The organism is Streptosporangium sp. NPDC050284, from assembly GCF_044459525.1.
GTDB lineage: Bacteria > Actinomycetota > Actinomycetes > Streptosporangiales > Streptosporangiaceae > Streptosporangium.
The window spans coordinates 22,479-43,895 of sequence record NZ_JBITIZ010000029.1 but is presented as its reverse complement, the minus strand read 5'-3'; the positions used below and the strand labels follow the sequence as shown (position 1 = coordinate 43,895).

17 protein-coding genes are annotated in these 21,417 nt (G+C 69.0%); 9 read left to right on the top strand and 8 right to left on the bottom strand.

All coding sequences use genetic code 11. The annotated features are described in order from the left end of the window. Positions 1-526: 526 nt before the first annotated feature. On the top strand, positions 527-901 hold the full coding sequence (locus ACIBH4_RS37695; RefSeq protein ID WP_350925951.1) for an FKBP-type peptidyl-prolyl cis-trans isomerase: 375 nt from the start codon (positions 527-529) through the stop codon (positions 899-901). A gap of 477 nt (positions 902-1,378) precedes the next feature. Next, the gene (locus tag ACIBH4_RS37690) at positions 1,379-2,905 is read left to right on the top strand and encodes an ATP-dependent DNA ligase (RefSeq protein ID WP_362769560.1); all 1,527 of its coding nucleotides are present in this window, start codon (positions 1,379-1,381) and stop codon (positions 2,903-2,905) included. A gap of 112 nt (positions 2,906-3,017) precedes the next feature. On the opposite strand, the gene ACIBH4_RS37685 is transcribed toward ACIBH4_RS37690, so the two are convergent. Beyond that, positions 3,018-3,656 carry a DUF1707 and DUF4870 domain-containing protein gene (locus ACIBH4_RS37685; protein ID WP_362518613.1) on the bottom strand — a complete coding sequence of 213 codons (639 nt, stop codon included), beginning with the start codon at positions 3,654-3,656 and terminating at the stop codon, positions 3,018-3,020. Between the two features lie 145 nt (positions 3,657-3,801). On the opposite strand from ACIBH4_RS37685, the gene ACIBH4_RS37680 reads away from it, so the two are divergent. The 6 genes from ACIBH4_RS37680 to ACIBH4_RS37655 all read left to right on the top strand — a co-directional run bounded on the left by ACIBH4_RS37680 (position 3,802) and on the right by ACIBH4_RS37655 (position 11,699). Next, positions 3,802-4,140 carry a hypothetical protein gene (locus tag ACIBH4_RS37680; protein ID WP_350945893.1) on the top strand — a complete coding sequence of 113 codons (339 nt, stop codon included), beginning with the start codon at positions 3,802-3,804 and terminating at the stop codon, positions 4,138-4,140. 561 nt (positions 4,141-4,701) lie between these two features. Further along, positions 4,702-6,804, top strand: coding sequence for a BTAD domain-containing putative transcriptional regulator (locus tag ACIBH4_RS37675; protein ID WP_362518606.1), 2,103 nt, complete (start codon positions 4,702-4,704; stop codon positions 6,802-6,804). A 556-nt stretch (positions 6,805-7,360) separates the two neighbouring features. Then, positions 7,361-8,752 carry an aspartate aminotransferase family protein gene (locus ACIBH4_RS37670; RefSeq protein WP_362518603.1) on the top strand — a complete coding sequence of 464 codons (1,392 nt, stop codon included), beginning with the start codon at positions 7,361-7,363 and terminating at the stop codon, positions 8,750-8,752. Beyond that, positions 8,734-9,774 (top strand): NAD-dependent epimerase/dehydratase family protein, encoded by a 1,041-nt coding sequence (locus ACIBH4_RS37665; RefSeq protein WP_362769558.1) that lies wholly within the window; start codon positions 8,734-8,736, stop codon positions 9,772-9,774. Before ACIBH4_RS37670 ends, ACIBH4_RS37665 begins: the two co-directional genes overlap by 19 nt. Positions 9,775-9,840: 66 nt before the next feature. Continuing rightward, on the top strand, positions 9,841-10,755 hold the full coding sequence (locus ACIBH4_RS37660) for a UbiA prenyltransferase family protein (protein ID WP_362518597.1): 915 nt from the start codon (positions 9,841-9,843) through the stop codon (positions 10,753-10,755). 62 nt (positions 10,756-10,817) lie between these two features. Beyond that, positions 10,818-11,699, top strand: coding sequence for a BTAD domain-containing putative transcriptional regulator (locus ACIBH4_RS37655; protein WP_362518594.1), 882 nt, complete (start codon positions 10,818-10,820; stop codon positions 11,697-11,699). Positions 11,700-11,753: 54 nt separating this feature from the next. Here ACIBH4_RS37655 and ACIBH4_RS37650 read toward each other — a convergent pair whose 3' ends face one another. The 6 genes from ACIBH4_RS37650 to ACIBH4_RS37625 form a co-directional block, all read right to left on the bottom strand. Beyond that, a complete protein-coding gene (locus ACIBH4_RS37650) occupies positions 11,754-12,911 on the bottom strand; it encodes an endonuclease/exonuclease/phosphatase family protein (RefSeq protein ID WP_362769556.1) in 1,158 nt (385 codons plus the stop codon). Positions 12,912-13,065: 154 nt separating this feature from the next. Next, positions 13,066-14,100 (bottom strand): glycosyltransferase family 2 protein, encoded by a 1,035-nt coding sequence (locus ACIBH4_RS37645; protein ID WP_362518588.1) that lies wholly within the window; start codon positions 14,098-14,100, stop codon positions 13,066-13,068. Positions 14,101-14,103: 3 nt separating this feature from the next. Next, positions 14,104-15,135 (bottom strand): glycosyltransferase, encoded by a 1,032-nt coding sequence (locus ACIBH4_RS37640; protein WP_362518585.1) that lies wholly within the window; start codon positions 15,133-15,135, stop codon positions 14,104-14,106. A 102-nt stretch (positions 15,136-15,237) separates the two neighbouring features. After that, the gene (locus ACIBH4_RS37635) at positions 15,238-16,302 is read right to left on the bottom strand and encodes a lysylphosphatidylglycerol synthase domain-containing protein (protein WP_362518582.1); all 1,065 of its coding nucleotides are present in this window, start codon (positions 16,300-16,302) and stop codon (positions 15,238-15,240) included. Further along, the gene (locus tag ACIBH4_RS37630; protein ID WP_362518579.1) at positions 16,299-17,384 is read right to left on the bottom strand and encodes a glycosyltransferase family A protein; all 1,086 of its coding nucleotides are present in this window, start codon (positions 17,382-17,384) and stop codon (positions 16,299-16,301) included. Before ACIBH4_RS37630 ends, ACIBH4_RS37635 begins: the two co-directional genes overlap by 4 nt. A gap of 18 nt (positions 17,385-17,402) precedes the next feature. Further along, positions 17,403-18,629, bottom strand: coding sequence for an endonuclease/exonuclease/phosphatase family protein (locus tag ACIBH4_RS37625; protein ID WP_362518576.1), 1,227 nt, complete (start codon positions 18,627-18,629; stop codon positions 17,403-17,405). A gap of 381 nt (positions 18,630-19,010) precedes the next feature. Here ACIBH4_RS37625 and ACIBH4_RS37620 point away from each other — a divergent pair, with 381 nt between their 5' ends. After that, entirely contained in the window at positions 19,011-20,030 is a 1,020-nt protein-coding gene (locus tag ACIBH4_RS37620; RefSeq protein WP_362518573.1) for a glycosyltransferase family 2 protein, read from the top strand. Here ACIBH4_RS37620 and ACIBH4_RS37615 read toward each other — a convergent pair. Next, on the bottom strand, positions 20,024-21,283 hold the full coding sequence (locus ACIBH4_RS37615) for a DUF4192 domain-containing protein (protein WP_362769554.1): 1,260 nt from the start codon (positions 21,281-21,283) through the stop codon (positions 20,024-20,026). The two genes, ACIBH4_RS37620 and ACIBH4_RS37615, sit on opposite strands and share 7 nt — an antisense overlap. Positions 21,284-21,417: the final 134 nt, after the last annotated feature.

Genomic DNA, 21,417 nt, shown 5'->3' with positions numbered 1-21,417 from the left:
AAGGGGATTGCGTGTCAACGGCCCCGCCGACCTCGCCCCGCGCCTGACGGTCGGCTTTTCACGGAAAGCCCCCTCTCGCTCTCTTGGATGTTTCCGCAGCCCAGAGAGGTTTTGAAGTTAAATTTTATAGAAAATGGAGCGCTCCCACGCTGAAAGGTCACATTAAGGTCGCGTTTCCACCGTGTTCCACAGAGCCGCGCCGACCTCTTGACACTCCCCGCCGAGCGGGCCACCCTCTATCTCAGAGAGCGCTCCCTCGCGATTCTCCCCGTGGTCCACGCGCCGCCCGCGCCCGTGGCACCGCTGGTCGCCGCCCTCGCGAGATGATCCCGGGCGACCTCGCGTACGAGTGCTCGCCACCCCTGTACGGGAGGCCACCCGCCCCTCCCCTCCTCGGAAGGACGACTTCGGAAAGACGACGCGGAAGTCACCCCGGCCCCCACGTCTCTCGTGGTGACGCCGAAACCCGTAGAGTCGTCCGGCCGGTCGGAAATCGACCGGCGCGCATCCAACCAAGGAGAACCACGTGGCACTGGAGAAGCCGGAGATCGACTTTCCGGAAGGCGCCCCGCCCTCGGAGCTGGAGATCGTCGACATCGTCGTAGGGGACGGCCCGGAGGCCAAGCCGGGACACCAGGTCACCGTGCACTACGTCGGCGTTGCCTTCTCGACGGGCGAGGAGTTCGACGCGTCGTGGAACCGCGGAGACACCTTCCAGTTCCCGCTGGGCGGGGGCCGGGTCATCGCAGGCTGGGACCAGGGCGTCGCGGGCATGAAGGTCGGCGGCCGCCGCCGTCTCACCATCCCGCCGCACCTCGGCTACGGCAACGCAGGCGCGGGCAACCGCATCAAGCCGGGTGAGACGCTCATCTTCGTCGTGGACCTCCTCGGCGTGAGCTGACTCGGGACGAAACGACGCATGCGGGCGGGCCTCACCGGCGACGGGTGGCCCGCCCCGCGTGTCCTGTCACCTCCCCGGCCCCCACTGCCGTCCCTGTCGTCCTGCACCGTCCTCAATATCCGGCGCCATCCCCCGCGCCTGGCACCGTCCCCTGCGTCCGGTGTCGCCCTCTGTGTCCGATGTCGTCCTCTGTGTGCCCCGACCTGACGGCCATCTCACGTTCGCGAGGTTCAAGGGCAGGTCCGACCTCCCCGCGAGGCGCGATGACTCAGAAAAGCAGCGCCTCACCTCACCGAAATTCCGCTCGTAGCTCTTAGAATGGCCATCGTTCTTAGCGAGGGAACTGCCAGGTTTACCTGGCAGGTGAATCGTCTCCCTGTTACCGTTCGTGTGTTTGAAACGGTCAGGGCTTGGCCGTCGCCTACCTCGACCGAGGGAAGCGAGAAGCCGCTCCCTTCGGGGAGCGGAGGAGTCACTGTGTTGTTGATCGACCTCGCGCGCACCTCCGCGGCCGTGACCGCCGTCTCCGCCCGGCTGGCGAAGACCGCCCACCTCGCGGAGCTGCTCGGCAGGGTCGAGCCGGACGAGGCCGAGATCGCGATCGCCTACCTCTCAGGAGAGCTGCCTCAGCGCAACGTCGGAGTGGGCTGGACGAGTCTGCAGAACCCGCCGGAACCCCGGCTCGCCGCCACCGCCACCCTGCGCGGGGTCCACGACCTCCTCGATGAGATCAAGGCCCTGTCGGGTCCCGGCTCGCAGAGCGCGCGCAGGACGCTGGTCTCCGAGTTGTTCGGCGCCCTCACCCGCCAGGAGCAGGTCTTCCTGTCACGGCTGCTGCGGGGCGAGCTGCGCCAGGGCGCGCTTGAGGGAGTGATGGTCGAGGCCATCGCGAAGGCGGCCGGGGTGCCGGCCACCGAGGTCAGGCGGGCGCTGACGTTGCGCGGCTGGCTTCCCGCCGTCGGCGCCGCCGCCCTGGGCGGCGGGGTCGAGGCACTGCGCGCCTTCCACCTGGAGGTCGGCCGCCCGGTGTCGCCGATGCTCGCCCAGAGCGCCACCTCCATCGCGACCGCGTTCGGCAAGCTCGGCGAGCCGGTCGCCATCGAGTGGAAGCTCGACGGCGTCAGGGTCCAGGCTCACCGCTCGGATGACCGGATCACCGTCTTCACCCGCGCCCTTGAGGACATCACCGCGCAGGTGCCCGAGCTGGTCGAGGCGGTGAGCGCCCTACCCTCCCGCGACCTCGTCCTCGACGGCGAGGTGATCGCGCTGCGGGCCGACGGTCGCCCCGAGCCCTTCCAGGTCACCTCGGGCCGCGTGTCCAGCCGCACCGACCTGCCGCGCGTGCGCGAGAGGACCCCGCTGAGCGTCTTCTTCTTCGACGCGCTGCGGGTCGACGGCGCCGACCTGCTCGACCTGCCGGGTGAGGCACGCCACGCGGCCCTGACCGCCGCCGTGCCCGCGGAGCTGGTGACCCCCCGCCTGGTCACCGGCGACGTCGCGGACGGCGAGGCGTTCTTCAAGGACGCGATCAGGAGCGGCCACGAGGGCGTGGTGGTCAAGTCGCTCCTGACTCCCTACGCCGCCGGGCGGCGCGGTGCCGGCTGGATCAAGGTGAAGCCCCGGCACACGCTCGATCTCGTCGTCCTGGCCGCGGAATGGGGCCACGGTCGCCGCGAGGGCAGGCTCTCCAACCTGCACCTGGGCGCCCGCGACCCGGTGAGCGGTGGGTTCGTCATGCTCGGCAAGACCTTCAAGGGCCTGACCGACGAGCTGCTCGCCTGGCAGACCGACCGCTTCCTCGGCATCGCCGAAGGGCCCACCGACGGCTGGACGGTCACCGTCCGTCCCGAGACGGTCGTCGAGATCGCCTTCGACGGCGTGCAGCAGTCGAGCCGTTATCCCGGCGGCATGGCGCTGCGCTTCGCCAGAGTCATCCGCTACCGCACCGACAAGACGGCGGACCAGGCCGACACCGTCGACATGGTCCGCGCCCTCATGCTCTGACTTGTCTTCGCGCTCGTGTCACGTCCGTGGTCCGGCGTACCGCCGCGCGGGTGCCACGTCCCTCGCGCGGCCGCCGTCCCGTAGGTCCTGCGGCCTCAGGACGCCGGAGGCGTCATTTCACGAGACGCAGGGTGAAGGGGTATCGGAAGTCGCCATCGCCCGCCGCGGCCACGGAGCCGACCACGGACAGCACCACGCCGCCGATCCAGAGCAGGGGCGTCAGGACGAAGCCTATGAAAGTGATTGCCAGCACGATGGTGGCCGCGAGCATCGTCAGCTGGAAGTTGAGTGCCTCCACCGAGTGCGCCCGGATGTAGGGCGACGTCCTGCCCGCGGTGAGCATCATGACGGCCGGACCGATGACGGGAAGGCCCACCAGCGGGAGCAGGTGCGACGCCACCGCCCCCAGACGCTCCGCTCCGGTCTCCCCCCGGCCGAAGGGGTGTGCGTGATGACCGTACGCGACCTGGCCCGTGGCGGGCGGGTAGGAGGCGAGACGGGCCGGACGCGTGCCGTACAGCTCGTTCATGATCGGGACGAGGTCGCCGTGGACGCGGGCCGTCATCGCCCGCTCCAGCCTGTCGTCGAACTCGGCCTTGTCGAGCCTTCCCTCCGCGTAGGCGGCCTGGACGTGCTCGACCACCCGCTCGCGATCCTGGTTGCTGACCCGAAGCCCCGCGTGACCGGACCGAGGGCCTGCCGCCGGCACTCCCCCGTACCCCGGGCCTGCTGGTGTCGCTGTGCCTGCCATGAGACCGATACCCTTTCTTCGCCGCTTCGACCTCAATGTTCGTCCAGATTGTCGGCCCCGTATATCAGGATGAACCCCCATAAGCCCCTGAGACCCATCCCTGGCCTTCCGCCACGGAACGAGCAGGAGAGGTATACAAGAAAACATGAGATGGCGAGATCGCTACGGGTTGAGGCGGCTACGCGGGCCGAAGATCGCAAAGTTCGACCGCGCCACGACCGACGCCGACATCGAGGCGCTCATCGCCTTCGCGAAGTCGCGCAAGAGCGTCGAGTTCTACGTCGAGCCCGAGACATTCGCGACGAACACCACGGCGGTGGCCGTCGCCGACGACGGTGAGTGGACCCGGCGCCGGGTCGGCTCCCCCGCGGTGATCCGCAAGGTGGCCCGCGACCTGGCCCTGCCCGTCTACGACGTCCAGCTGACCGGTTATCCCCCCCGGATGAGGGCCTACAACGAGCGTCAGAAACGCGCCGAGGGCTGAGCGGAGAGAGCCGGGCTCCCCTCATCACCGAAACCGGGGAGCCCCGCGGTCATCCGGTGACACGGGGACACGAGAAACCGGCGGCCCTCTCGTCGCCAGGGGCCGCCTCACTCCTACCGCGGTACGGACAGAGGCCGACGGGATGACCGGCTGCGGTCCGCCGACGCGGCCGAGGATCGCGTCGGCCGGATGACCGACCGGCCCGGGGCCACCGGTACCCGCGAGGAACGCCCCCATCGAGTGGCCGGCCCTGATTCGCCGACGCCGACGGCGCTGCCGGCACCGGTCGGCGCGTCCGGGACCCGCGCCGTGGCACACCCTCTGACGATGTGCGATGCCCTGGTCAGGGCGGCCGGTCAGGGGTGATCACGACACACGGCGAGGAACGTCGCACCGGAGCGTGAGTGTTCGGGCGCGCCTGCCGCGTAATCTTTTTCTTCCCTTCAGGTGAGTACCCTCCGAAGGTTAGAGCCCACGATCATGAATCGCTATGTAAAAACGGATTTATACGCATTTGTACGGTTCATGTTGGTGCATGGTATCCGCTGAAGAGTGATGCCGATGGATTTCAAGATTCTCGGGCCGATCGAAGTGCGAGCGGCCAACGGGCAACCGATCACCCTCGGGAGACGCAAACAGCGGGTGTTGCTTGCCGCCTTGCTCCTCAATGCCGGCAAGGCGATCCCCACCCATCGAATGCTCGACTGGTTGTGGGGGGAACAGGCTCCCGCCAACGCCGAGTCGAACCTCTACACCTATATCTCCGCGCTGCGCCGGGTGCTTGGCTCGCCTTCCCGGATCGAGGCGGGCTCCAACGGGTACGTGCTCCGGGTCGCCCCCGATGAAATAGACGTGAGATTGTTCGAGGAACTCGCCGCTCAAGGACGTCTGATGTTATCCAAAGGGCGAAATGACGTCGCGCTCGAACGGTACACCCGGGCCTTGGGTCTGTGGCGCGCCGAGGCGGTTCTGGAAGGGCTTTCCCTGCCCGAGCCGTTGCGAGGCGAGGCGGCACGGCTGGAACGGCTGAGAACGATCGTCGTGGACGCCTCGCTGGAGGCCCGCCTCGCGCTGGGCCAGCATGGCGAGGTGCTTCCCGATCTGGAGGCGCTGACTCGCAGGGATCCGCTGAACGAACGACTCCGCGCGCAGCTCATGCTCGCCCTGTACCGTTCCGGCCGCCGAGCCGACGCGCTCGCGGTGTACCAGCACGCGCGGGAGATGCTCGCCGCGGAACTGGGTGTCGATCCCGGCCCCGACCTGGTCCGCATGCATCGGCAGATCCTCGCCGACGACTCCGCGCTGGCGGCGCCGTCACCGTCGGTCGCCGTCCGCCGGGTTTTCGCGCCGGCAGAGCTCCCGATCGCCTCGGCCGCCTTCACCGGGCGTGCCTCCGAGGTCTCCTGGTTACGGACGGCGCTCACCTCAGCGGCCCCTGGCCGTATCGTCGTCTCCGCGGTCGCCGGAGCGGCGGGAATCGGCAAGTCGGCGTTCGCCGTACACGTCGCCCACCAGATCGCGGACCGGTTCCCCGACGGGCAGCTCTACGTGAACCTGCACGGCTCCACCCCCGACGTCAAACCACTGCACCCGGCCGAGGTCCTCGCCCGCCTCCTGCGCTCCCTCGGTGGCGACGACGTGGCCGTCCCGACCGAGGTGGACGAGGCGTCCGCGCGATTCCGCTCGCTGACCGACGGCAGACACCTGCTGTTCCTGTTCGACAACGCTCGCGACGCGGAGCAGGTGCGGCCGTTGTTGCCCGCCAGCCCCACCTGCCGCGTGCTGATCACCGCTCGGAGGATGCTGACCTCTCTGGACACCGTCGCGCATCTCCGCCTCGGCGTCATGGCCAAGGACGAGATGACCACCCTGCTGAGCCGCCTGATCGGCGGCGAGCGTGTCGCGGCCGACCCACGGGCGGCGCGCGTGATCGTGCGGCTCTGCGGCGGCCTGCCGCTGGCGATCAGGATCGCCGCCGCCCGGCTGGTGGCGCGGCCGGACCTGTCGCTGCGAGGGCTCGCCGACCGCCTCGCGGTCGAGGATCATCGCCTCTCCGAACTGCAGGCCGACGACCGGGCGGTCCGGGCCTGCTTCATGGTGAGTTACCGCGCCCTGGAGGCCGAGCATTCTCGCCTGTTCCGGCTGCTGGGCCTGCTCGGTGGATCCGACATCAGCGTCGCGGTCGCCGCGGCGCTGGCCGATCGCTCGGAGGAACAGACCGCGGACCTCCTGGATCATCTCGCGGACGCCCAGCTCCTTGAGGTGCGCGACGCCGGCCGGTATCGCATGCACGACCTGCTCTGCCTGTTCGCCCGCGAGCGCACCCGGCAGGAGGAGACCGAGGAGGAGCAGGTGCAGGCCGTGAGGCGGGCGCTTCACAGCTCTCTCGTCATCGCCTGCACCCTCGGTGACGTGCGCCACCGACGGGCCAGGCGAGACGCCAAGTTCGGTCACCTGGCACTCGGCCGCTTCAGCATGTCGCCCGACGACTGCACGATCGATCCCCGATGGCTCAACGCCAAGATGGCCGACCTGATCTCCACCGCCCGCCAGGCGCCCGGCGCGGCGGGGGACGTCACCGGTCTCTCGACCGTCCACGGCGCCGCTTCGCGCCAGCCGTCGTGGCGATGGGAAATGAGCGATCGAAACCGGCGAAGGATCTGACGCGGTGGAAACAATCCTCGTCTCCAGCCGCCGTAATCACAGAATCTGACGCGCCGGAAATCACTCTCCATGCATCTGCGGTGGCCGCGGATTCACCGCGCGTGAAATCATTCTCGATCCATCTCACCGTAAATATCGGATTCGGCATGTCCGAAATCATCGCCACATCTCCGTAATGGCCACGGGCCTCGAAAGGCGAATCCCCGGGATCGCGTGCCGCGCCGTTTTTTCGCGCCCATGCCTCATCGAGCAAAGCTTCGACCTACACAAACTTGTGTGGTGCGAGGTATAGCAACATTCATCACTATTAGCGACATCTCTCTCGTCTTCTCACATCTGTAGAGAGAAGGCCGGCATCTTGCACAGGAAGCTCCGGGGGTTGATCGATGACAGCGGTGGCACCACCGCAGGCACCCGACGGACACCCGCCTCGCGACGATCGCCATCCTCGAACCGAACTCATCCGTGACGCCAGAAGCTGAAAGTTTCAGAAAAACGCCAGGAAAGGGCGGACGTGTCGGATCTAATCGGCATCGATGAGTGTGAAAACCTTACCGTGAAGCAGGTCCAGAACCTCTACGGGAAGTACGTCAGCCGCAGCCAGGTCAACCTCATGACCTCCTTCGGTTTCGGTCGCGAACTCGCCGAGCGAGCCGAGGGCGCCTGGATCTGGACCCGTGACGGCCGCCGGATCCTCGACGTCACCGGAGGGGTCGGCGTACTCAACCACGGCCACAACCACCCGCGCATCCTGGCCGCCCGCCGCCGGTTCGCCGACCGAGGGCGCATGGAGGTCCACAAGGCGTTCTTCTCGCCCTACGTGGCCGCCCTGAGCCACAACGTGGCCACGCTGCTGCCGGGCGACCTGAACATCTCCTACTTTCCGAACTCGGGCGCCGAGGCGAACGAGGGCGCCATCAAGATGGCGTACAAGTATCACGGCGGACGGCGTAACACCATCCTGCGGTCCGACATCAGCTTCCACGGCAAGACCCTCGGTGCGGGGAGCCTGACCGGATCCTCGGAGAACTCGTTCCGGTTCCCCGGGCTTCCCGGCATCGTCATCCACCCCTACGGCGACCTCGCGTCCGTACGGGCGGCGGTCGACGCCGCGCGCACCCCCGACGGGAAATGCGACGTCTACGCGATCATGGTCGAGCCCTTCAGTGCTTCGAGCATGCGTTCCTGGTCGGAGGCCGACCTGCACGGGCTGCGACGGCTCTGCGACGAGCACGACATCATCCTCATCTTCGACGAGGTGTACACCGGATGGGGTAAGACCGGCAGTCTCTTCTACTTCATGCGATATCCGGGCCTGCTGCCGGACATCCTCGTCTACTCGAAATCGCTCGGCGGCGGGAAGGCGTCGATCGCCGGGTACACCGCCCGAGAGCCCATCTTCCGCAAGGCATACGACCGGCTCTCCGACGTCATCCTGCACAGCACCACCTACTACGGGTTCGGCGAGGAGACCGCCACCGCGATCGAGGCGATCAACGTGATCGTCGAGGAGGACTACCCCGCGCGGGCCAGGCAGATCGAGCGCATCCTGGGCCCCGGACTGGAGAACATCCAGAAGCGCTATCCGGAGGTGGTCGGCCAGGTGACCGGTACCGGGGCGCTGTGGGGGGTGTTCCTGACCGGCGGCCCCAAGGTACTCGACCTCGCCGGCAAGCTGGCACCGGGCTTCTCCGGCGACCCGAATTTCCGCACCAAGCTGATCACCCTCTCGGTGATCGCGGAACTCTACCGCGAGCACGACATCGTGTCGTACTACAGCCCGAACGTCGAGAACCCGCTCGTCGTCGCGCCGACCCTCGCCATCGAGCCCGACGACCTCGAGTACTTCCTGGAGAGCCTCCACAAGACCTTGGCCAAGGGCCTGCCGCGCCTGCTCGCCAGGTTCGTGCGAGAGAAGGTGGGGTCACGGTGGCCTATCGGGTCGTAGTGACCGGCAGCGCCGGAATGCTCGGCGGCAACCTGGTCCGGCGGCTCGTACTCGCGGGTCACGAGGTGGTCGGCGTGGACCTGCGCCCGCCCTCGGAGCCGGACCCCGGATACGTCCACCGAGTCGGCGACGTACGGGACGTCTCGCTGATGACCGAGGCGATGGCCGAGGCGGACGCGGTCGTGCACTGCGCCGGCGCGCTGCCGAGCTATCCGGCGGAGCAGATCCACAGCCTGATCGTCGGTGGCACCCACAGCGTGCTGGAGGCCGCGCGCCGGGCCGGGGTGGAAAGAACGGTCCACATCTCCTCCACCGCCGTGTACGGGCTCCCGAAACTGGTGCCCACCCCTGAGGAGCACCCGCGCGAGCCCGTCGACCCCTACACCAGGGCCAAGACCGAGGCGGAGGAACTCGCCGACAAGTATCGCGCCGGCGGAATGTGCGTGCCGATCCTGCGCCCCAAGACCTTCCTCGGTCCCGGCCGGATGGGCCTGTTCGCGATGCTCTTCGAGTGGGCCGAGGAGGGCCGGAACTTCCCGGTCCTCGGCCGCGGGGACGTGCGCATCCAGATGCTCGCCATAGAGGACCTGGTGGATGCCGTGGCCGACGTCCTGACGGTGCCGGCCGACATCGCGAACGACACCTACAATCTCGCGGCCGCGGAGTTCGGCACGCTGCGAGAGGACTTCCAGGCGGTACTCGACACGGCCGGTCACGGAAAACGTGTCGTGTCACTGCCCGTCCGGCCGGCCCTGACCGGACTCCGACTGCTGGAAAGGACCCGGCTGTCGCCGGTGTACGGACGACTGGTGCACAAACTGCTCGCCGACTCCTACGTCAGCATCGACAAGGCCGGGGAGCGGCTCGGCTTCCGGCCCCGGCTGTCCAACCGGGACGCGATTCTCCGCACGTACGCCTGGTGGCGGGAGAATCGCGGCGCCGGCTCGCCTCGGGGCGCCGGCCAGACCAGCCGCGACGCGTGGCGGCAGGGCGCGCTGTCCCTGGCGAAAGTCTTCTTCTGAAGTGACGGGGAAAGCATGTACGTCGTCGAATCGGCAGACATCCCAGAGCTCCCACAGCCCCGGGAGGTGGCACCGGAAGAGGCAGCGAAGGCCCGGCCACACCTGGTCACGGACCTCTTCAGGCTGATACGGCCGTCGCACGCGGCCAAGGCGATCCTCCTCGTGCCGATCGCGCTCGTCGACACCTCCCTGTGGAGCCTCGCCGCGTTGGGTGAGATCGTCCTGGCCACGGTCGCGTTCATCCTCGCCTCCGCCGCCGTCTACGTCGGCAACGACATCGCCGACCGGCACCGTGACGCGCACCACCCCGTCAAGCGTCACCGTCCTGTCGCGGCCGGCCGCGTGGGGATCAGGCTCGCGTACGTCTACTGCGCCATCCTGCTCGGGCTGCTCGGCGCCATCGTCGGGCTCACCCCGGGCCCCTACTGGCCGATCCTCGCCTACCTCGTGATCAACATCGCGTACAGCGGCTTTCTCAAACACGTACCGCTGGTCGACGTGGGCACGATAGCCGTCTGTTTCGTCCTCCGGGTCATCCAGGGATACGAGGTGACCGGAGGGCGGGCCGCCGCCTGGTTGCTGGTCACGGTGTTCTCGATCTCCCTGCTGCTCCTCATCGGCAAGCGACGTCAGGAACTGAAGAGCGGTGCCGCGCACCGCCCGGCACTCCGTGGCTACTCGATGGAGCTGACCAACTGGCTGTTGCAGATCGCCTCCGTGCTCGCCCTCCTCTCCGGCCTCATCTACCTGCGCGACGAAGGCCCGTTCGGCCCACAGTACGGTCAGACGGCGATGCTGCTGTCCACGCCCTTCGCGCTCTTCGCCCTCTTCCGCTACCTGCAGATCCAGCTGATAGACGACGACGGTGGTGACCCGGTCCGGATCCTGCTTCGGGACCGGGTCATGGTCGCCAACTCGGTGCTGTGGGCCGCCACCCTGGGTGTGACGCTCGTGCTCGCCCACCATCTCGTCCCGTCGTGAAAGCGGCGTTGTGAAAGCGGCGTTGTGAAAGCGGCGTTGTGAAAGCGACACGGAAGGAAAGAATGGAAGTCCGCATACTGGGTCCGGTCGAGGTGACCGTCGACGGCCGGCGTGTTCCCCTGGGACCACCGCAACGACGTGCGGTGCTGGCCGCCCTCGCGGTCGACGTCAATCATCCCGTGTCACTTCCGACGTTGATCGACCGGGTCTGGAACCTTCCTCCGGACCGGGCGACGGATTCGCTGTACGCCCACATCGCACGCCTGCGGCAGGCACTGACGGGATCCGCGGTCTCCATCGAGCGCCGCGGCGGCGGTTACGTGCTGGAGGCCGACCCGGAGCGGGTGGACGCCCACCGGTTCCATCGGCTCGCGAAACAGGCGCAGACCCATGCGAACGACGACTCCGTCCGGGTCGCACTACTCGCCGAGGCGATGGAGCTGTGGCGCGGCTCGCCGCTGACCGGCATCTCGGGAGACTGGGCCTCCCGAATGCGCTACAGCATCGAGCAGCAGTTCGTCGGCGCCGTCGTCACCTGGGCGCAGGCGCACCTGCGGCTGGGACGGCCTGACACGGTCGTGACCGAGCTCACCCCCCTCGTTCCCCGCTACCCGCTCGTGGAGCCGCTCGCGAGCATGCTGATGCGCGCACTGTGCGCCCTGGGACGCACCGCGGAGGCGGTGGCCCAGTACGCGCTCCTGCGCGGATATCTGGCCGACCACCTGGGCATCGAGCCGGGGCCTGAGCTGCGCGCGCTGCACCAGGAGATCCTGCGAGGCGATCACGATCAGCCGACCTGGGCGGCCGGGGACGTGGTCCTGGCCGGCGCCGACCACGCCGGCTTCGGCTGGGTGCCCCTCGGGAAGCCAGCACGCGCCGAATCGCTGAGCTGGACCCGTCCCACAGCCCACCTGCCCGACCGGGTGCTGTCCCGGAGGCCCTGACCGTTCTTCCCCGGTCCTTCTGAGCATCCTCGTTTCCGGGCGATTCTTCCCAGGTCAACCGCTCGTCGAGACGACCAGGCGCTGCCCGCTGTGGTCGGAAAGACCGCCAGACCGGATCAACTCGTACCGGTGCACGGTGACGTCCGGCGTGGTGAACGCCCAGTCGATCCGCCACAGCGGCCAGCGGTCGTCCCAGGAGGTGGGGTAGAGCGATCCGAGCACCAGGGTGGCGTCGACGAGCCGGTCCGGCAGCAGGCGCAGGATGCCCATCGCCGGTGAGGCGTTGAAGTCCCCCGCCAGCAGGATCGGGTGCGGATTCCGCTCGACGTCGGCCGCGAGCGCGCGGAGGTTGGCCTGCCGCCGCTCGTGCTGGGTCCGGTTGAGGCGGCGGGGATCCGGGCCCCGGGGGAACGCGTGGACGGGAGAGTTGATGTGCGTGTTGTAGAGCGAGACGGTCTTTCCGCCGTCCCTGCCGTCCCCGCCGACGCGTACGTCCGTGCGCAGCGTCTTCACCGTGGAGAAATCCGGCAGACCCGGGTCGGGAGGTATGGCCTTGTCGCGTTCCTCCGACAACCACGGACGCAGGTCGATCCCCGACTCCAGGACGATCGGGAACCGGGAGACCGTCACCAGCTCGCTCGCCGCGGCGATGTGATAGCCGGGGAACTCCCGGCGCAGCCTGGCCAGGTCGTCCACCCGGATCGCCTTCGAGTCCTGGCCGAAGTAGACGTACTCCTGTAGGAGATACACGTCCGCCTTCTGGTCGTGCAGATACCGGTAGAAGTCGGCGATGTCACGTGGCGGAGTGCCGGTGGGCGGCGGCATCGCCGCCCCGTTCTCCGGCCGCTGGTCCCAATAGAACGTGTTCCAGGAGAACACCGTGATCGCGTCCGGCGGCGCGGGTGGGGGCCGGTGCCACAGGGCCGCGAGATTGAGCCCGCTCCCGCCTCCGCCGAGCACCAGGGAGGCGAGCGTCACCGCCGCGATCCACCCCCGTGCCTGGCGCGCCGGCAGGGCCACCGCGAGCAGCAGGACAGGGACGACCGCGAAGGCGATCGGCGGCACGAGTTCCGGAACCTGCCACCACCACACCCGGCCGGACAGCACGCGATGGAGCACCACGAACACCAGCCAGGCGACCGGCGCGGACAGCAGCGGCCAGGTCCTCCAGCGCGACCGCCACGCGGGCCGGGCCCCTGCGGTCGCTGTCACGACCCGCGTATCGGTCATCGACGGCGACCGGGTCCGGAACGTGCGCGTGTCGCGGTCGTCGCGGGCGCTGCGGACGTCGCGGGTGTTGTGAGCACCGCGGACGTCGCGGACGCCATGGGCGCCGCGGACGTCATGGGCGGGAACGGGCGAGCTGTCATGTCGTCGCCTCCCCGGTTGCCGGTGGCCGCACGAGCAGGTCGGAATCGTAGAGTCGGCGGAATCTGGCGGAGCAGAACCACTGCGCGACTCCGGCCGCCACTCCGGCGGCGATGGTCACGTTCACCACGAAATGCACCGTACCGTAGTAGAGCAGGAACAGCGGGCCGCGCCGCCGCAGCACGAACCGGTACATGCCGAGGTCCGCCAGGATCGACACGGCGAGGGCGAGGACCGGCAACGCGGCACCGGCCGGACCGAGCGCCACCGCCGGCAGCGTGACCACCGCCGCCAGGGCGGCGAGACTTCCACCGGCCCGGTTCGAGGTCTCGAACCCACGGGCGAAGCGCTTGCGCCGCGCGTACAGCGGCACCCGGGCGCGCCCTCGCCGAAACAGCTTGCGCAGCAACGTGAACAGCCGGTCGTCGTGGTCGTGCCGGGACCGCACCGCCGTGGTGAGCACCATGTCGTACCGCTGGGTGAGGCGGTGGCCGTAATCGACCTCCTCGGTCTCGCGCAACCGGGTGTTGAACGGCCCGACCTCGTCGAACACACTGCGGCGCATCGCGACCATCGCCGGGAAGAGAAACGAGATGGGCCCCTCGGAGCTCGCCGTCCAGTAGTAGTACTGCAGCGCCCGATACTCCTCGACGAGGCTGTCGCGGATCAGCGGCTCCGGGTCGTGGATGCTGCACACCGCCCCGAGCCGCGGATTCTCCGCGAGCATGCCCACCGCCACCTCGATGGCATCGGGATAGGCGGCCACGTCGGAGTCGACGAACACCAGGATCTCTCCACCGGTGTGGGCGGCGCCGAGGTTGCGCGCGCCGGCCACGCCCATGTTGCGCCCGGTGTGGACGACCCGGACACCGAGCCGTTCCGCGACCGCGACGGAGTCGTCGGTGCTGCCGTCGTCCACCATGATCAGCTCGATGGGCCGGTAGGTCTGCTCCCTCATGGCGCGCAGGCAGAGCTCCAGCGAGGCCGCGTAGTTGTAGTTGGGCACCACCACCGATACCAGCGGGCGGGTCATCGCTCACGCCCCCATCGCCGGCGCGGACGGGTTCGGCATGTCGTAGGTGCGCCGGAACCTGCTGGACAGCAGGCACTGCGCGACGCCGACGAACACCGCCACCGCGACGGTGACGTTCACCAGGAAGTGGATCGCGGTGAAGTAGACGGTGAACGCCGCACCGGCGTAGCGCCAGACGAAGCGGTACATCCCCAGGTCGGACGCGATGGAGCCGATCAGCAGCACGATCGGCACGAGCGCCCAGAGTGGGCCGAACAGCACCGGCAGCACCACGGTGACCACCGCGAACAGGGCGGCGAGCGAACCCCAGCCGCGGCTGCTGTTGGTCGGGCCGCCGTTGAAGTCCGGCCGGCGCAGGTACAGCGGAATGTGCAGGCGCGCGCGGTGGAAGAACTTCGACAGCACCACGCTCAGCCGGTCGTCGTGGTCGTGCGCGCCCCTGATCGTGGTGTCCAGCACGATGCGGTAGCGCTGGGTGATCCGGTGACCGTAGTCGGCGTTCTCACTGTGGCGCAACGCCGGGTTGAGCGGACCCACCTCGTGGAAGACCCTCGCCCACATCGCGAAGATCGCCGAATAGATCGTGGTGATGTCGCCCGCGTCACCGGAGATCCAGTAGTGCAGTTGAAGGCTGCGGTACCGCTCCACGCGGCTGTCGGGGATCAACGGCTCGGGCTCGTACGTGCCGCACACCACTCCCAGCGTGGGATCGGACGTGAGCAGCGCCACCGCGTTCCCGATCGTGTCCGGGGTGAGCGCCACATCCGAGTCGAGGAAGAACAGCACCTCCCCGCGTGCGTGCAGGACGCCGAGGTTGCGCGCCGCCGGCGCCCCGATGTTGGTGTCGGTGACCACCACCTGCACCCCGTGCCGGCGGGCCGTCTCCACCGAGTCGTCGGTGCTGCGGTCGTCGACGACGATCACTTCGATGTGCGGATAGTCCTGCCGCTCCAGCGCGCTCAGGCACAGGTCCAGCGTGCGGGCGTAGTTGTAGTTCGGCACGATGACCGAGACCAGCGGTCGCTGCTCATCCATGGTCGATGCCCCCTTCGGGTTGGCGGGCGTCCGCCGGCCGGGAGGGGACCTGCCCGGCGGACGCTCGCGCGCATTCGTGTCTTCTTCCGATGCTTGACATGGCTACTTGTCTCCCGCCGGTGCCGGTGCCGCTGCCGCTTCGGCCTCCGTCGCCCGCTCTGTCGCCTGCTCTGTCGCCAGCTCCGGTTCCGGTTCCGCCGCCGAGGCCGGAGCGCGCCTGATGGCGACCTCGGCCACCGCCAGCGCCGCCGCTCCCAAGGCCACTTCGCTGACCGTGGAGACCAACCGGCTCGCCACCGCCACCACCGCGGCGGCCGGCGCGGGCAGCACCACCGTCAGGGCGGCGGTCAGCACCGCCTCGCGGACACCGATCCCGTCGGGCAGCACGACCGTCAGCATTCCGACCGTCGTGGCCAGGGTGAACGCGCCCACGCACAGTCCCAGGGACCGCACGGGGTCGGCCCCCATCGCGACCGCGAGCAGCCACAGGTGCAGGCCGGTGACCGTCCACGACACCGCCTGCGAGACAACGGCCAGCCGTATCCCACGTGCCGACGCCGACCTGGTCGGGTCCGGCCGGCGCAGCAACCGCAGCAGAAGGTGCGCGCCGTGGTTGACCAGCTGCGGTCGTACCAGCACGACCACGACCAGCACCGTCGCCGCCGCCACCAGCCATGCCACCTGGGTGCCGAGCATCTGCACGCCCGCGAGCAGCCCGATCGTGAGCCCGGTCAGCAGGACGAGGCTCATGCTCAGCGCCGCCGTGCTCATCAACCGCCCGAAACCGACGCCGTTGGCCGTGGCCACCTTGGTCGCGGCGATCAGGCCCGGCACCTTCCCCGGCACGTACTTGCTGAGGAACGTCACGAAGAAGACGCGCGCCACCCGTGGTTCGCTCACCGGCGGGCCGAGCTCGAACAGCACCGCCCGCCACGCCAGATAGCCGAACCCCAGCCCGACCATGCTGATCAGCAACGCACCGGCGAGCAGGAGGCCGATCCGCCCGCCGTCGCTCCTGGCGAGCATGACCGAGACCACGCTCCAGTCCTGCCCGGCCAGCGCCATCGCCACCGCACCCACCAGGACCAGGGCGAACGCCGCCATCAGGGCGCGTACGAGCGCACGAGGCGGACGCCACGACAGGCGCCACGACCGGCTCTCGCTCACTCCGGCGCGCCGGCCGAGGAGACCGTGGTCAGGCCGGTCTTGGCCGGGTGCCCCTGGCGGCGGAGCAGCTCGAAGACGAGCCGTGGCAGCCCCGCGCCGGCTCCGAGGAAGAACGCCGTGTGATAGCAGAACTGCATCGAGGCCATGAGCAGCGCGAAGCCCGCGCCCCTGTAGCGGTAGGAGTATCGAAGGAAGTCACGGTTCACCGTCACGAACGCCGCCAGCAGCAGCGCGAGCACCAGGAGCAGCCACGGCGCGAGGAAGACGAACGGCAGCGTGAACAGGCTCAGCGCCGCCGAGACGGAGGAGATCCGTGGCGGCAGGCGGCGGGTGCGGGGTTCCGGCCCGATCATGTCAAGCCGGAATCCGATCGTGTCGTCGTCGTACAGCCGCCGCGCCCTCAACATGATCACCGGCAGGGTGCTGGCCCTGACGAACCGCTCCCACATGCACTCCCAGAACCGGTCGACATCGTCCGCTCTGGTGACCACGGTCGCGGTCACCACCAGCCGGTACTTGGACGGCACCCGGTTGCCGAACTCGAAGTCCTCACCGTCGCGCAACCGCTCGTCCAGCCCACCCGCCTCGCGGAAGACCGTGCGCGGGATCAGCGAGTTGGACAGGAACGTGGACACCGCCCGCTGGCGGTCGAAGTGCTCGGAGAAGACGCGGTAGCGCTCCACCGGGCCGTCGTCGAAGAGCGGTTCCTTGTCGTAGATCCCCTGGACCATGCCGCAGCCGGGCGTGTCCCGATAGGCGCGCACCGCGTTCTGTACGGCGTCCGGAGCCAGCGCCGTGTCGGAGTCCACGAAGAAGAGCAGGGGCGAGCTGCTGGCGTCCACCCCGGTGTTGCGCGCCGCCGAAGGCCCCCGGTTGCTCGGCAGTTCGATGATCGTGCACGGGAACTCCCGCGCGATCTCCAACGAGCCGTCCGTGCTGCGATCGTCGACCACGATCACCTCGGCCGGGGGGTGAGTCTGCGCGTACACCGCCTCCAGGCAGGCTCGGAGAGTCTTCTTCTTGTTGTAGTTCGGCACGATGACCGCGACGTCCTCGGGCCGCGCCGTCGCCGGTTCCGTCATGTGAATTCCTTCCGCGGCTCAGTGGCCAACCGATAGAACCGTTTGTTGAGGGCGGTGGTCGGACAGTCCGGCGGCTTCGGGCATCTCGTAGCGGTGCACGAGGAGGTCCGGCGTGGTGAGCACCCAGTCGATCCGCCAGAGCTCGGCGACTCCCGCGAGGTAGGTGACCGGGTAGAGGGACGGCAGCGCCCGGGTGTGATCGACCAGCTTCTCCGGCAGCAGCCGGAGCATCCCCATCGCCGAGGTGGTGTTCAGATCGCCGCCGAGCATCACCGGATGGTCGTTGGCCTCGATGTCCGCGCGAAGCGCCCGATAGCTCGCCTCCCGCCGGCTGTGGGCGTACTGGTTGGAGTCACGGGCCTCGCCGTCGTACAGCCGCCACTCGATCGGAGGCTGGTTGATCTGCGTGTTGTAGAAGGAGACGACCGTGTCGTTCACCTGGATGTCGGTGCGCAGCGTCTCGACCGTGTAGGAGGTCGGCCAGTCCCGCATCACCTCCGGCACCGCCTTCTGGTCGTCGGGCAGCCACCGGGTGATGTCGATCCCGCGCTCCCCGACGATGGGGAGCCGGGAGAGTGTGATCAGCTCCCCGGACGTCGCGACCTCGTATCCGGGGAACTCGCGCCGCAACTCCGGCAGCTTGTCGATGCGGAGTGCCATGTCGGCGGTCCACTTCGACGTCATCATGTCCCCCGCCGAGGTGTCGACGTACAGATACTCCGAGAGCAGGTAGACGTCCGCGTCCATCTCGCGCAGGTAGTCATAGAAGTCGGGTGAATAGCTGTTTCCGTCGGAGGTGCGCCAATCCTGGTCCCAGAACTCGGTGTTCCAGGTGACCACGGTGATCGCCCCGGGCGGTGCGGGCGGCGGGGTGTACCAGAGGGTCGCCACATTGATCCCGCTCTGTCCCGCGCCGAGCACCAGGGCGAACACCAGCACCGAGATGACCCGCCAGCGGACCGGGCGCGCCAGCGGCGCCACCACCAGCACCAGAACCGGCACCGCCACGAACATGAACGGCGGCATCAGGTCGAGCGGAGCCCACAGCGAGGTGCGGCCGCTCACCAGCAGGTGCACGACCACGAACAGCAGCCACCCCGTGGTGGCGGTCACCACCAGCCGGGTTCCCAGGCACCATCGTCGCCGCGGCCGGATGAACCGACCGAGGCGAGCCCACCGGCCGACCGGCTTCTCCGGGGGGATCTCCGTGGGCTGATCCTCGGTCAAGATGTCCCGGTCGCCCATCAGCACACCACCTCGGCACGTAGGTCAGGCCGGCGACAGCCATTGAAGATCCGCGATCACTTCCAGCGACACCTCAACGTACTGACCGGTTCTTGTCGCTTCCTTGTCGTCCGCGCCCGCGGAATCAACCGCGCCGCGGACCACACGGGCCGCGGCACAGGCCGCATGGAAAGGGAACCGTACGACGCGGCGAACCGGACGACAAGAATGAGACAAGCCGTCGCGGCTAGCGTGGACTGGAAGCAAGCCGGAAGCAAGGCGGTCCGAGGCCTGGCGACGAGCCACGGCCGGTCGACCGAGAACCCACCGGGGCAGTCCGCCCTGATCATCGGCCAACACCCCGCGGTTCGGAAAGAGCGGCCTTCAGCCAATGGAGCACCCATGAATCGAGAACGCCCGCTAGTCTCGGTCATCATCCCCAGCTTCAACCGGTCCCACGTGCTACGCCTGTGCCTACGTGCGATAAAGGAGCAGACCTACTCGCCCATCGAGGTCATCGTGGTGGACGACTGCGGCACCGAGGACGCGGCGGAGGTGGCCAGGTCGATGGGCGTCACCGTGCTGCGCACCGAGGTCAACAGCGGGGCGTCGACCGCGCGCAACCTCGGCGCGGAGCACGCCCACGGCGAGATCCTGCTCTTCCAGGACGGCGACATAGCACTCGACCCGGACAGCGTCGAGAACGCGGTGAACATCCTCAGATCCGAGCCCAGGCTGGGTGCCCTGGGCGGCATCCTCCACCCCGAGCCGCTGGCGACCAGAAGCCTCGCCGCGCAGTATCGCGCGCTGCAGATGTATCACTGGTGGATGCCGACCGACCGCCCGACCCTTGAGCTGCACGCCGCCGTGCTCGCCGTGCCGACCGAGGTGTTCAAGGAGATCGGCCCCTTCAACCCCCATCTGAGCGACACGGTGTCCGCGGACTACCGCTCCCGGCTGATGCGGAAGAACTACGAGGTGCGCATCACCGACGCCGTCTGCGGCCGGGCCGACCACGACTCCACACTGCGGATGATCGTGAGCAAGGTGTTCCGGCGCGCACGGGTGAGCGCCCGGGAATGGACCCGGGGCGAGACGCCCGGTGACTCCGTACCGCGCGCGTTCGGCGGTGTCCTGCTGGTCGCCGCCGTACCGGCGATCTCGCTGCCACTGCTGGTCGGTCCCGCCGGTGCCCTCGTGTCGCCGCTCCTCGTCGCCGCCGCCGTGGTCCTCGACGGCAGCACCTACCGGCGGGTGTTCGCCCGCCGAGGTCTCCTCTTCGGCCTCTACTTCGGCGCCGTCCATCTTCTGGTCACCTTCGTGGGAGCGGCGGGAGCTGGGGTCGGCGTGCTTCAGCGTCTCGTGGGAGGGCGGCCGAGTGTTCCCTGGGTCCCCCAGACCGGTGAGCTGAAGCATCAATGACGCGCCCCCGTAGCGGCCCCCTCGGATGCGGGGCCGCCGGGTTTCTCCAGCAGCGCGGCCATCGGAAGCAGCCAGGCCATCCGGGGAGTGCCCATCTCCCGGTCGAGCTCCTCGGGGCTGGGCATCCTGTCGTTGAGCGCGTGCGGTGGGACAAGATGGTGGATCGCGTGCGCGAGCAGGTTGGCCATCGAGTAACCGGGGTTGACCTCGTGCGCCCGGGTGAGGGCGACGCCCGCCAGCGCGGAGTCTCCCCGCTGCCAGGCGACCAGGCCGAGTAGCGAGGCCGCCGGAGGCACGAACCGCGGCTCGAGCCTCCGGGTCAGGTCGTGCCAGAGCCTGAGGTGCGCCTCGTGACTCTCCTCGCCGACCAGCGCCCATGCCTCGTCACGGATCCTGATCACCGCCAGGTCGATCCCCAGCCTGACCGCCTGCTCCTCGCCGAGCCGCCCTCCCGAGGCGTAGGTGACGATCGCCTCGCGAACCCTGGCCATGCCGTCCGCGACGAACTCCGCCGCGAACCCGTCGGCGTCGCGGCATCTGGCGAGCCTGCCGCGAAGCTCCGCCGTGAGACGGTCCGTCGCCTCGCTCATCGCCTCCCGCGCGGACCCGGCGATTGGGTCGAGCGAGCGCTCCAGGGTCTGCCTGTCCGGCAGGGCGACCAGCCCGTGCAGGACCGCCTCGGCCGCGACCGCGTCGGCCCGCCGCTCGTACGGCACGCCGTCGGCCGGGCAGCAGTCGGTCCGCGAGCACTCGTACGACCAGTAGCGACCGCCCTCCACCCGGAGCGCGTCGACGACGACGAGATCGCTCCGGCGGAACAGCGCCACGGCCTCGTCGACGGCCGGGGTCACCAGCGGGCCGGGACCGTACCCCACCAGGATGACCTGGGCGACGCCCTCCTTTCCGAAGAGCGGGACGATCTGGCCGAGAGCGCCGGAGCCCAGAGGCAGATCCCAGCGGACGGTGAGGTGCAGCCTGATCCTGGGCGGACTGCCCGTGAGTCCGATGACGACCAGGCTGTCGGCGGGGTGGAACCCCAGCAGGTAGGGAACGGCCCCCAGGACGTCTTCCGTGGAACCGAGCAGGAGCCGGGGCGCCGAGGCGAGCGGGAAGGGTGGAGACTGCGGAAAGAAGGACTCGGACGAGACCGCAGACGAAGGAGAGAGCGCTTCGAACGAAGCCGAGGAATCGTTCGACGAGGTCGGGAACCGAGGGAAGGAGGACTCGGGCGAGGCCGGGTGGTCTGGTGTCATGCCGGGAAGCCTCGCCGGAACCGGGCCACCGCTCCCGCCCCGAACGGCATTCTGTGGACAGAGCCCGCGACCGTCCACAGCCGGACGGCCCCCGTCACCCCTCACCTGGCCGCCGGCACCTGAACGGGACCCGC

What these genes read in the sequence shown, in the direction of transcription:
- ACIBH4_RS37685 (WP_362518613.1), bottom strand. Translation starts at nt 3,656, where the DNA reads ATGGCAGGCACAGCGACACCAGCAGGCCCGGGGTACGGGGGAGTGCCG.
- ACIBH4_RS37680 (WP_350945893.1), top strand. Translation starts at nt 3,802, where the DNA reads ATGAGATGGCGAGATCGCTACGGGTTGAGGCGGCTACGCGGGCCGAAG.
- ACIBH4_RS37675 (WP_362518606.1), top strand. Translation starts at nt 4,702, where the DNA reads ATGGATTTCAAGATTCTCGGGCCGATCGAAGTGCGAGCGGCCAACGGG.
- ACIBH4_RS37655 (WP_362518594.1), top strand. Translation starts at nt 10,818, where the DNA reads ATGGAAGTCCGCATACTGGGTCCGGTCGAGGTGACCGTCGACGGCCGG.
- ACIBH4_RS37645 (WP_362518588.1), bottom strand. Translation starts at nt 14,100, where the DNA reads ATGACCCGCCCGCTGGTATCGGTGGTGGTGCCCAACTACAACTACGCG.
- ACIBH4_RS37640 (WP_362518585.1), bottom strand. Translation starts at nt 15,135, where the DNA reads ATGGATGAGCAGCGACCGCTGGTCTCGGTCATCGTGCCGAACTACAAC.
- ACIBH4_RS37630 (WP_362518579.1), bottom strand. Translation starts at nt 17,384, where the DNA reads ATGACGGAACCGGCGACGGCGCGGCCCGAGGACGTCGCGGTCATCGTG.
- ACIBH4_RS37625 (WP_362518576.1), bottom strand. Translation starts at nt 18,629, where the DNA reads ATGGGCGACCGGGACATCTTGACCGAGGATCAGCCCACGGAGATCCCC.
- ACIBH4_RS37620 (WP_362518573.1), top strand. Translation starts at nt 19,011, where the DNA reads ATGAATCGAGAACGCCCGCTAGTCTCGGTCATCATCCCCAGCTTCAAC.
- ACIBH4_RS37615 (WP_362769554.1), bottom strand. Translation starts at nt 21,283, where the DNA reads ATGACACCAGACCACCCGGCCTCGCCCGAGTCCTCCTTCCCTCGGTTC.